The sequence below is a fragment of the Ottowia oryzae genome (genome assembly GCF_003008535.1).
Lineage (GTDB): Bacteria > Pseudomonadota > Gammaproteobacteria > Burkholderiales > Burkholderiaceae_C > Ottowia > Ottowia oryzae.
In genome coordinates this window covers 2,055,195-2,066,588 of sequence record NZ_CP027666.1, presented here as the reverse complement: position 1 = coordinate 2,066,588, position 11,394 = coordinate 2,055,195, and the positions used below count along the sequence as shown (strand labels likewise).

The window sequence follows — 11,394 nt, the reverse complement described above, 5'->3', positions numbered from 1 at the left end:
GCACACCCTCAATTCAGCTTGGAAACAGCGACCTGCTTGATCAGGTTATCGACCGAGGCCTGCATGACATCGGTGAACGGCTTGGGATAGATGCCCATCCAGAGCACGGCAACCGCCAGGACCGACAGCATGAAAAACTCACGCGCGTTGATGTCTTTCAGCTTGCGCACGTTGTCGTTGGTGACCGGGCCGAAGTACACGCGCTTGAACATCCACAGCGTGTAGGAAGCGCCCAGAATCAAGGCGGTAGCGGCCAGCAGGCCAATCCAGAAATTGAACTTTACGGCGCCCAGGATCACCATCCATTCGCCGACAAACCCAGCGGTGCCGGGCAGACCGCAGTTGGCCATAGCGAACAGCAGCGCGAAGGTGGTGAACCGGGGCATCTTGCTGACAACGCCGCCATACGCGGATATTTCACGCGAATGCACGCGGTCGTACAACACCCCAATGCTCAAGAACATGGCACCCGAGACGAAGCCGTGCGCAATCATCTGCACCAAGCCGCCGCTGATTCCGAGGTCGTTGAAGATGAAGAAGCCCAGGGTCACGAAACCCATGTGGGCAACGGACGAATACGCCACCAGCTTCTTCATGTCCTGCTGGACGAGCGCCACCAGGCCGACATAGATCACCGCCACCAGAGACAGACCGACCATCAGCCACGCCCATTCGCGCGACGCATCCGGGAGGATGGGCAGGGAGAAGCGAAGGAAACCGTAGGCACCGAGCTTCAGCATGATCGCCGCCAGCACGGCAGAACCACCTGTAGGCGCCTCGACGTGGACGTCAGGCAACCATGTGTGAACCGGCCACATCGGCACTTTTACAGCGAACGCGGCGAGCATGGCGAAGAACAACATCGTCTGCTCGGTGCCCGTCAGCGGCAGGGCGTGCCAGGTCAGGATGTCGAAACTACCGTCGGCACGCGCGTACAGGTAGATGAAGGCCACCAACATAAGCAGCGACCCCAGCAACGTGTACAGGAAAAACTTGAACGCGGCATAAATGCGGTTCGGACCACCCCAGACGCCGATGATGAGGTACATCGGGATCAGCGTCGCTTCGAAGAAGACGTAGAACAGGACGCCATCCAGTGCGCAGAACACGCCGATCATCAACCCCGACAGGATCAGGAAAGCGGCCATGTACTGGTTGACGCGCCGCTCGATCACCTGCCAGCCCGCGATCACCACGATCACGGTCATGAAAGCGGTCAAGAGCACGAACCAGAACGAAATGCCGTCCACACCCAGGTGGTAATTCACGTTGAAACGCGCTATCCACGAGTGATTCTCGACAAACTGCATCTCGGGCGTGCCGAGACGGAAGCCTCTGTAGAGCGGTAATGTGACCAGGAAGCTGACCAGCGACCCGATCAGCGCAATCCAGCGCACCAACTGCACTTGGCTTTCCCGGCCCAGCAGCAGCAGCAAGGCGCCGATCGCAATCGGCATCCAGATGGCAAGGCTCAACCAACCCATTGTCTTTCTCGCAATCCCTAATTAGTTGAGCACAACGAAGTACGTCATGAGCACGAAGATGCCCAGGATCATCAACAGCGCGTAGTGGTACAGGTAGCCGGACTGCATCCAGCGCACCACGCCCGCCATCCAGCCCACGAGCTTCCACGAACCGTTGACGACCAAGCCGTCAATCAGCGCGCGATCACCCACTTGCCAAAGCCCTGTACCCAGCATGCGCGCACCGCGGGCAATGATGTTCTCGTTGATCCAGTCGAGGTAGTACTTGCTTTCCAGCAACTTGTAGACCGGCTGGAAGGCCTGCTTGATCCGCGCCGGCAAGGCCGGGTTGATCATGTACATGTAGTACGACAGCGCCACACCCGACAGGGCCAGCCAGAACGGCATGGTGACAAAGCCGTGCAAGCCCATGGGCAGCCACCCATGAATCTCTTCAGCCAGATGCGCCATCGCCGGGTGACGGGCAGAGTCGATATGAATGACGCCCTTGAAGAAATCACCAAAGAGCATCGGCATCAGCGACATAGCACCGATGAAGACGGATGGAATTGCCAGCAAGACCAGCGGCAGCCAAACCACCCAGGGCGACTCGTGCGGCTTTTCGTCGTGGCCAGGACTATGCCCATGGTCGTCGTCGTGGTGTGCATCCGGGTTCTGGTCGTAACGCTCCTTGCCGTGAAAGACGAGGAAGTAGAGTCGGAACGAATAGAAGGCCGTCACGAAAACGCCAGCAATCACGGCAAAGTATGCAAAACCCGAGGCGGACTGGTGGCTGGCGTGCACGGCCTCAATGATGGAGTCTTTGGAGTAGAAGCCCGAAAAGAACGGCGTTCCGATCAATGCCAGCGAACCAAGCAGGAACGTGATCCAGGTGATGGGCATGTACTTGCGGACGTTGCCCATCCAGCGAATGTCCTGGTTGTGGTGCATACCCATGATGACCGAGCCCGCCGCCAAGAACAGCAGCGCCTTGAAGAACGCGTGGGTCATCAGATGGAACACCGCGGCCGAATAGGCAGAGGCGCCCAATGCCACTGTCATATACCCGAGCTGGGACAGTGTGGAATAGGCGATAACGCGTTTGATATCGTTCTGGATAATGCCCAGAAAGCCCATGAAAAGCGCCGTGATCCCGCCGATGATCAGGATGAAGTTCAGCGCAGTGTCGGAAAGCTCAAACAAAGGCGACATGCGCGCCACCATGAAGATGCCCGCAGTCACCATGGTCGCCGCGTGGATCAGCGCGGAAATCGGGGTCGGGCCTTCCATCGAATCGGGCAACCAGACATGCAGAGGAAACTGCGCCGATTTGCCCATAGCCCCGATGAACAAGCAGATGCAGATCACGGTGACAAGCATCCAGCTGGTGCCGGGCATTGTCATCGAGGCCAATTCGCCTGCCTTGGCAAAAGTCTGGTCGTAATTCAGCGTGCCGGCAAAAGCGACGATCAAGCCAATGCCCAGGATGAAGCCGAAATCGCCAACGCGGTTGACCAGGAACGCCTTCATGTTCGCGAAGATTGCGGTGGGGCGGTCGTACCAGAAGCCGATCAGCAGGTACGAAACCAAGCCCACCGCTTCCCAACCGAAGAACAGCTGGAGGAAGTTGTTGCTCATGACCAGCATGAGCATCGAGAAGGTGAACAACGAGATGTACGAGAAAAACCTGTCGTAACCATCGTCTTCCGCCATGTAGCCGATGGTGTAGATGTGCACCATCAACGACACGAAGGTCACCACGCACATCATCATCGCCGTGAGGCTATCGACAAGGAAGCCGACCTCCATCTTCAGCGAGCCGATGGTCATCCACTCGTAAAGCGTCTGGTTGAAGTGCGCACCGTCCACCATCACGCTCCAGAGCGTCATGGCAGAAATCAGGAACGCGACGAACACGCCCAGGATGGTGGCCGATTGCGAGGCGAAACGCCCAACGCGGTTGCCCCCGAAAGCGGTGCCGAGAATACCGGCGAGCAGTGAGCCAGCCAGTGGTGCCAAAGGCACCGCGATCAGGCTGGCGGCAGAAAGGGTCTGACTCATTGTTCTCGTTAACCCTTCAGCGAGTTGAGTTCGTCGACGTTGATGCTCGACTTGTTACGGAACAGCAGCATCAGGATCGCAAGGCCGATGGCGGACTCGGCAGCCGCCACGGTCAAAATGAAGAACACGAAGACTTGGCCGTGCATATCGCCCAGGTAATGGGAGAAGGCGACGAAGTTGAGGTTGATGGCCAGCAGCATGAGCTCGACCGCCATCAGCAGCACAATCAAATTCTTGCGGTTAAGGAAGATGCCGACAACGGACAGTGCGAACAGAATCGCGCCCAAGGTCAGGTAATGAGCCAGCGTCAAAGTCATTTCTTGGGCTCCTCAGCCACCACTGCCACCGCAACCGGCGCCTGAGTTGCCGCCAGCTTCACCACCTCCATTCGGTCGCGCGCACGTACGCGGACCTGGTCGGAAGGATCGATTTTCTTGGTGTCCTTGCGCTCACGCAACGTCAGGCCAATCGCGGTAATCATCGCTACCAGCAAAATCACCGCCGCAATTTCGATCGGGTACAGGTATTCCGTGTACAGAATTGAACCAAGCTCCTGGCTGTTCGAATACTGAACGACCTGACCAGCTGCATTCGTCACGGTTTCGGGAACGACAGGTGCGTCACCCGCACGGAAGCCGCCGAAAAGCACCACCGCCATTTCCAGCGAGATCAATGCCCCCATCGCCAGGGCCAGCGGGAAATGACGCCAAAAACCTTGCCGCAGCGTGTCAATGTGGATGTCCAGCATCATCACCACGAACAAGAACAGCACCATTACCGCGCCGAGGTAAACCAATACCAGCACGATCGCCAGGAACTCCGCCTTCAACAGCAGCCAGATACCTGCGGCTTGCGAAAACGTGAGCATCAAATAAAGCACGGCATGCACAGGGTTGCGCGCCGTGACCACCCGGAAAGCTGCGAACAGCATGACCAGGGCGAACAGATAAAAGAAACCAGTCTTAACGTCCATGGGTCGTATCTTCTTTGGTGCCCACCGACTCAGCGGTACTTGGCGTCTGCCGCCTTGGTTGCCGCGATTTCGGGTTCGTAGCGATCACCCACCGCCAGGAGCATGTCCTTGGTGAAGTAGAGGTCACCGCGCTTTTCGCCGTGGTATTCGAAGATCGGCGTTTCGACGATCGAATCGACGGGGCAGCTCTCTTCGCAGAAACCACAGAAGATGCACTTCGTCAGGTCGATGTCGTAGCGGCTGGTACGGCGCGAGCCATCAGAGCGCTCACCCGCTTCGATGGTGATGGCCACTGCGGGACACACCGCCTCACAGAGTTTGCAGGCAATGCAGCGCTCTTCGCCGTTTTCATAGCGACGCAGCGCGTGAAGACCACGAAAACGCGGCGACAAGGGCGTTTTCTCTTCCGGGTATTGCACCGTCACCTTGCGGCTGAAGGCGTAGCGCCCGGTCAGGGCCATGCCCTTGAACAATTCCACGAGCATGAAGCTCTTGAGGAAGTCCTTGATAGAAAAAGGTGAAGCAGCTAGGGAAGCCATGATGAAGTCCTGTGCCGTTCAATCAATGCCAGATGTTCCACGGGCTGTTGAGCCAGATGCCCACCAGCACCAGCCAAAACAGCGTGACCGGAATGAAGATCTTCCAGCCCAGACGCATGATCTGGTCGTAACGGAATCGAGGGAAAGTGGCACGAATCCAGATGAACATCGAGACCACCACGAAAGTCTTCAGCGCCAGCCAGATCCATCCGGGGATGAAATCCAATGCCGCTATCGGTGACAGCCAGCCGCCAAGGAACATGGTCACGGCAAGAATCGACACCAGCCACATGCTGGCGTATTCGGCCAGAAAGAACACTGCGAAGCCCATGCCCGAATACTCGACCATGTGACCGGCGACGATTTCAGCCTCGCCCTCCACCACGTCAAACGGGTGGCGGTTGGTTTCAGCAACGCCCGAGATCAGGTAGACCAGAAAAATGGGCAGCAGCGGCAGCCAGTTCCATGAGAGGAACCCCAGGCCCATGTCGGCGAAGCGCCCATCGCCCTGCGACAGCACGATTTGCGTCATGTTCATGCTGCCGGCCACCATGAGCACGACCAGGAAGCAGAAGCCCATGGCGATTTCATAGCTCACCATCTGGGCAGATGCTCGCAGCGCACCGAGAAAGGCGTACTTCGAGTTGGAAGCCCAGCCGGCGATGATCACGCCGTACACCTCGATGGATGTGATGGCCATCACCAACAACAAGCCTGCGTTGACGTTGGAAAGCGCCACTTCTGGGCCGAAGGGGATCACCACCCACGCGGCCAAGGCCGGCATGATCGCCAGCAGCGGCCCCAGGAAGAACAAGCCTTTCGCGGCAGCGGTGGGACGAATGATCTCCTTGGTCAGCAGCTTCACCGCATCGGCGATCGGCTGCAGCAAGCCCATAGGCCCCACGCGGTTGGGCCCGTGGCGCACCTGCATGAAGCCAAGCAGCTTACGTTCCCAGAGCGTCAGGTACGCCACGGCGCCCATCAAAGGCAGCAGCAACACGACGATCTTGAGCATGTTCCAGATCACGGGCCACGCAATGGCGGACCACCACGTCGCCCCGACCAGGTTCAGGCCGGCTTGATAGAGCGTATCGATCATGTCGAAGCTCCTTGACGCGCGTCGGCAGTCTCTTGCAGCGACGGTGCACGACGGACGATGCCGTCCAGTTGGTAAATGTTGACTGGTGCCAACGCCACGGCCTCACTGCGCAACTGAATCCCAGCGCCGGTTTGATTGCTCAGGCGCGAACGATCGACCTGCGACGAAGCACCCAATCCCCCCAGCGCCTGTCCAAGCACCTCTTGCGAGGATTCGTAGGGTGGCTGAACCACGCCCAGCATGTCACCCAGCACCCGCAACACCTTCCACGCGGGCCGGGTTTCGCCGAGCGGCCGCACCACTGCATGGAAACTCTGTGCACGCCCTTCAGCGTTGACGAAAGTGCCGGAAGTTTCGGTGAACGGGGCGATGGGCAACAGTACGTCGCTGATGTCCATATTGGCTTTGAAAGGACTGAGCGTGATCACCATGTCGCTGGCCTGCAGGGGCGCCGAGGTGTCGTAACCCGGCTCGCAATTCAGCAGCAGCACGGCTTTCAAGCCGCCAGCCAGCATCTGCCCGGCGTTTTGGCCGCCGCGCGCAGGCAAGGCCCCCACCAGCTGGGCGCCAACCGTGTTGCCAGCTTCTGTCAGGTAACCCACCGTGGCACCCGTCTGCCGACCGATCCACTGGCTGAGTGCCAGAAGCGACGATGCATTGGGGTGATGCGCAGCCATGTTGCCCAGCAAGATAGCCTTGCGCTCGCCAGACAGCAGCAGTTGGGCAATGGCCTGGCCTTCGGCCGTGGCCTCGCCCTCCACGGGCGCAGCCACACCTTGCGATTGAGCGACACTGGCGGCGACGTTGGCCAGCAGCGCCAACCATTCCCCCGCCTCGCCCAGAGACCGTACAGCCACAGGCATCGCCCAGGCATGTTCATCGCGTAGATTTGCTACCGAAGTGATAGCTGCCACCGCAGCACCACGGCGCGCTGCCTGGCGAATTCGCTGAGCAAACAGCGGATGGTCCTTGCGCAGATTACTGCCCACCACCAAGGCCGCCTGGAGATCGGACAACGATGCGATGGACGTACCCAACCAATGGGCGCCCTCGGTTTGCGCAAACTCAGTGTGGCGCAGACGGTAGTCGATGTTGTCGCTGCCCAGGCCGCGCACCAACTGGCCCGCCAGATACAGCTCTTCCACCGTGCTCTGCGGGCTGACCAGCGCGCCAATCGCACCTGCACCGTGCTCGGCCTTGATCTGGTTAAGGCCGTTGGCCACGTACTCCAACGCGGTCGCCCAATCCACTTCCTTCCATTGCCCGCCTTGCTTGAGCATGGGCTTGGTCAGACGCTGCTCGGTGTTGAGTGCCTCATAGGAAAAGCGATCGCGGTCGGCGATCCAGCACTCGTTCACGGCTTCGTTTTCGAGCGGTACCACACGCATGACCTGGTTGTTCTTCACCTGAACAATCAGGTTGGCGCCCGTGGAATCGTGAGGGCTGACGCTCTTGCGGCGCGACAGCTCCCAAGTGCGGGCGCTGTAGCGGAAGGGCTTGCTGGTCAGCGCACCGACCGGGCAAATGTCGATCATGTTGCCGGAGAGCTCTGAGTCGACGGTGTCGCCAACAAACGTCTCGATTTCGGCATGCTCGCCGCGGTTGGCCATGCCCAATTCCATGACGCCGGCGATCTCTTGACCGAAGCGTACGCAGCGGGTGCAGTGGATGCAGCGGCTCATCTCTTCCATGGAGATGAGCGGGCCCACATCCTTATGGAACACCACACGCTTTTCTTCGTGATAGCGCGATGCAGAGCCGCCGTAGCCCACCGCCAAGTCCTGCAGCTGGCATTCGCCGCCTTGGTCGCAGATGGGGCAATCCAGCGGGTGGTTGATCAGCAGAAACTCCATCACGGATTTCTGCGCCTCTACCGCCTTGGTGCTTTGCGTGCGGACGATCATGCCCTGCGTGACAGGGGTTGCGCACGCCGGCATCGGCTTGGGCGCCTTCTCCACATCCACCAGGCACATGCGGCAATTGGCCGCGATGGACAGTTTCTTGTGATAGCAGAAGTGCGGAATGTAGGTGCCCGCCTTGTCGGCCGCATGCATCACCATGCTGCCCTCAGGCACCTCTACCTTCTTGCCATCGATCTCGATTTCAACCATGTCGATTCTTTCGGACAGCCTCAGACGTAGGCCGGCACCACACAGCGCTTGTGCTCGATGTGGTGTTCAAACTCGTGTCGGAAATGCTTCAACATGCCGCGCACAGGCATGGCGGCCGCGTCACCCAGCGCGCAGATGGTGCGCCCCATGATGTTGCCGGCAACGGAATCCAGCAACTCCATGTCGCTCGGACGGCCCTCGCCTTTTTCAATACGTTCCACCAAGCGCCACAGCCAGCCCGTGCCTTCTCGGCAAGGGGTGCACTGTCCGCAGGATTCGTGCATGTAGAAGTAGGACAGGCGCAGCAACGACTTGACCATGCAACGCGTGTCGTCCAGCACGATCACCGCGCCGGAGCCGAGCATGGAGCCGGCCTTGGCGATGCTGTCGTAGTCCATCGTGCAATCCATCATGATGGATGCAGGCAGCACCGGCGACGACGAACCACCCGGGATCACCGCCTTAAGCTGCCGCCCATTGCGCACGCCACCTGCCAGCTCGAGCAAAGTGGAAAACGGCGTCCCCATCGGGATTTCGTAGTTCCCAGGACGCTCGACGTCGCCACTGATCGAGTAGATCTTGGTGCCGCCGTTGTTGGGCTTGCCACACTCGAGGTACGCTTGGCCGCCATTGCGAATGATCCACGGCACCGCGGCAAAGGTCTCGGTGTTGTTGATCGTGGTGGGCTTGCCGTACAGGCCAAAGCTGGCCGGGAAAGGCGGCTTGAAGCGCGGCTGGCCCTTTTTGCCTTCAAGCGATTCCAGCAGACCGGTTTCTTCGCCGCAAATATAGGCACCAAAACCATGGTGCGCATGCAGCTGAAAATTGAAGCCGCTGCCCATGATGCCGTTGCCCAGGTAGCCCGCAGCACGCGCTTCTTCCAAGGCGGCTTCGAAGCGTTCGTACACCTCGAAGATCTCGCCGTGGATGTAGTTGTAGCCCACGCTCGTGCCCATCGCGTAGGCGGCAATGGCCATGCCTTCGATCACGATGTGTGGGTTGAACATGAGGATATCGCGGTCCTTGCAGGTACCGGGCTCGCCCTCATCCGAGTTGCAGACCAAGTACTTCTGCCCTGGGAACTGGCGAGGCATGAAGCTCCACTTCAAACCCGTGGGGAAGCCCGCACCACCACGCCCGCGCAGCGCAGATTCCTTGACCGTGGCGATCACTTGATCTTGCGTCAAGCCGGCGCCCCCGTCCTGACCCAGAATCTTGCGCAGCGCTTGGTACCCGCCGCGCGCTTCGTAGTCCTTCAAATGCCAGTTGGTGCCGTCCAGATCGGCGTAGATCTGTGGATTGATGTGGCGCCCGTGAAAGCAGGTTTGCACACCGGTGGCGGCAAACTGCGAAAGCACTTGCGAGGCGTTCATTTGGCGCCCTCCGCCTGGTTGAGCTCGTCCACCAGCTGACGCAGCTTGTCGTCGCTCATGAAGCTGCACATGGTGCGGTCGTTGACCAGCATCACCGGCGCATCGGCGCAAGCGCCCAAACACTCGCACTGTTGCAGTGTGAAGCGGCCGTCGGGCGTGGTTTCGCCCGCATGAATCGAGAGCTTGTTCTCGAGATACTCCAGCGCCGCCTGTCCACCCCGCAGCTGGCACGGCAGGTTCGTACAGACAGCGAACTTGTAGCGCCCCACCGGCTGCTGGTTGTACATGTTGTAGAACGTCGTGACTTCGTGCACGGCGATCGGCGGCATATCCAGATAGGCCGCAATAGCAACTTCGCTTTCAGGGCTGACCCAGCCCTGCTCCTGCTGCACGATCGACAGACAGGCCATCACGGCCGACTGCTTCTGGTCGGCCGGGTACTTAGCGACCTCGCGCGCAAAGCGCTCGCGCGTCGCATCCGACAGCGGCGCGGCGGCCGTGGTAGAGGCGTTGGCGCTCATCGATCAATTTCTCCAAACACAATGTCCAATGTGCCAATGATGGCCACAGCGTCGGCCAGCATGTGCCCACGCGACAGCTCATCCAATGCAGCCAAGTGCGCAAAGCCCGGCGCGCGAATGCGCATGCGGTAAGGCTTGTTGGCGCCGTCGCTCACCATGTAGATGCCGAACTCGCCCTTGGGATGCTCGACCGCGGCATACGACTCGCCCGCAGGAACGTGCATGCCCTCCGTGAAGAGCTTGAAGTGGTGGATCAGCTCCTCCATGTTGCTCTTCATCGCTTCGCGCGAAGGCGGCGCCACCTTGTGGTTCTCCACGATGACAGGCCCCGGGTTCGCACGCAGCCAGGTAACGCACTGCTGGATGATGCGGTTCGACTCCCGCATTTCCTGCACCCGCACCAGGTAGCGGTCGTAGCTGTCACCCGTCTTGCCGACCGGGATGTCGAAGTCCATCTTGTCATAGACCTCGTAGGGCTGCTTCTTGCGCAAGTCCCACGCAATGCCAGAGCCACGCAACATGGGCCCGGTCAGTCCCAAATTGAGAGCACGCTCCGGCGTCAGCACGCCGATACCCACCGTTCTTTGCTTCCAGATCCGGTTGTCGGTGAGCAGGGTCTCATACTCATCCACCAAGCGGGGGAACCGTTTGGTGAAGTCTTCAATGAAGTCCAGCAGCGAACCCTTGCGGTTGCCGTTCAGCTCGTCCAGCGCCTTGGCGCTGCGGATCTTGCTGTACCGGTACTGTGGCATCGCGTCCGGGAGGTCGCGGTAAACGCCACCAGGGCGGAAATACGCGGCGTGCATGCGCGCGCCAGACACCGCCTCGTACACGTCGAACAAATCTTCGCGCTCACGGAACGTGTAGATCAGGATGGTGGACGAGCCACAGTCGTTGCCATGCGAACCCAGCCACATCAGGTGGTTCAAAAGGCGCGTGATCTCGGAGAACATCACACGGATGTACTGCGCTCGGATCGGCACCTCGATGCCCAGCAGACGCTCAACGGCCAGGCAGTAGGCGTGCTCATTGCACATCATCGACACGTAATCCAGCCGGTCCATGTAAGGCAGCGACTGGATGTAGGTCTTGTGCTCGGCCAGCTTTTCGGTAGCGCGGTGCAGCAGGCCGATATGGGGGTCGGCGCGTTGAAGCACCTCGCCATCCATCTCGAGAACCAGGCGCAGCACACCGTGCGCAGCCGGGTGCTGTGGCCCGAAGTTGAGGGTGTAGTTCTTGATCTCAGCCATGTCT

At 59.8% G+C, this 11,394-nt stretch carries 10 protein-coding genes; all 10 read right to left on the bottom strand.

Annotation, left to right across the window (positions count from 1 at the left end; genetic code table 11):
• Positions 1–8: 8 nt before the first annotated feature.
• From C6570_RS09610 to C6570_RS09565, 10 genes are read right to left on the bottom strand one after another with little or no spacing between them, the layout of a single operon-like run.
• On the bottom strand, positions 9–1,484 hold the full coding sequence (locus C6570_RS09610; RefSeq protein WP_106703004.1) for an NADH-quinone oxidoreductase subunit M: 1,476 nt from the start codon (positions 1,482–1,484) through the stop codon (positions 9–11).
• Positions 1,485–1,505: 21 nt separating this feature from the next.
• Positions 1,506–3,524 carry an NADH-quinone oxidoreductase subunit L gene (gene nuoL / locus C6570_RS09605; RefSeq protein ID WP_106703003.1) on the bottom strand — a complete coding sequence of 673 codons (2,019 nt, stop codon included), beginning with the start codon at positions 3,522–3,524 and terminating at the stop codon, positions 1,506–1,508.
• 8 nt (positions 3,525–3,532) lie between these two features.
• A complete protein-coding gene (gene nuoK / locus C6570_RS09600) occupies positions 3,533–3,841 on the bottom strand; it encodes an NADH-quinone oxidoreductase subunit NuoK (protein WP_106703002.1) in 309 nt (102 codons plus the stop codon).
• Positions 3,838–4,497, bottom strand: a complete 660-nt coding sequence (locus tag C6570_RS09595) for an NADH-quinone oxidoreductase subunit J (RefSeq protein ID WP_106703001.1) — start codon at positions 4,495–4,497, stop codon at positions 3,838–3,840. The genes nuoK and C6570_RS09595 overlap by 4 nt, the downstream gene beginning before the upstream one ends.
• 29 nt (positions 4,498–4,526) lie before the next feature.
• Positions 4,527–5,036: an NADH-quinone oxidoreductase subunit NuoI gene (gene nuoI / locus C6570_RS09590; protein WP_106703000.1), complete on the bottom strand. Its 510-nt coding sequence runs from the start codon at positions 5,034–5,036 to the stop codon at positions 4,527–4,529.
• Between the two features lie 22 nt (positions 5,037–5,058).
• Complete coding sequence (nuoH, locus tag C6570_RS09585) at positions 5,059–6,135, bottom strand: NADH-quinone oxidoreductase subunit NuoH (RefSeq protein WP_106702999.1); 1,077 nt, start codon at positions 6,133–6,135, stop codon at positions 5,059–5,061.
• Positions 6,132–8,246: an NADH-quinone oxidoreductase subunit NuoG gene (nuoG, locus tag C6570_RS09580; RefSeq protein WP_106702998.1), complete on the bottom strand. Its 2,115-nt coding sequence runs from the start codon at positions 8,244–8,246 to the stop codon at positions 6,132–6,134. The genes nuoH and nuoG overlap by 4 nt, the downstream gene beginning before the upstream one ends.
• A 20-nt stretch (positions 8,247–8,266) precedes the next feature.
• On the bottom strand, positions 8,267–9,619 hold the full coding sequence (nuoF, locus tag C6570_RS09575) for an NADH-quinone oxidoreductase subunit NuoF (protein ID WP_106702997.1): 1,353 nt from the start codon (positions 9,617–9,619) through the stop codon (positions 8,267–8,269).
• On the bottom strand, positions 9,616–10,140 hold the full coding sequence (nuoE, locus tag C6570_RS09570) for an NADH-quinone oxidoreductase subunit NuoE (RefSeq protein ID WP_106702996.1): 525 nt from the start codon (positions 10,138–10,140) through the stop codon (positions 9,616–9,618). The genes nuoF and nuoE overlap by 4 nt, the downstream gene beginning before the upstream one ends.
• Entirely contained in the window at positions 10,137–11,390 is a 1,254-nt protein-coding gene (locus tag C6570_RS09565) for an NADH-quinone oxidoreductase subunit D (RefSeq protein WP_106702995.1), read from the bottom strand. The genes nuoE and C6570_RS09565 overlap by 4 nt, the downstream gene beginning before the upstream one ends.
• Between the last annotated feature and the right edge of the window lie 4 nt (positions 11,391–11,394).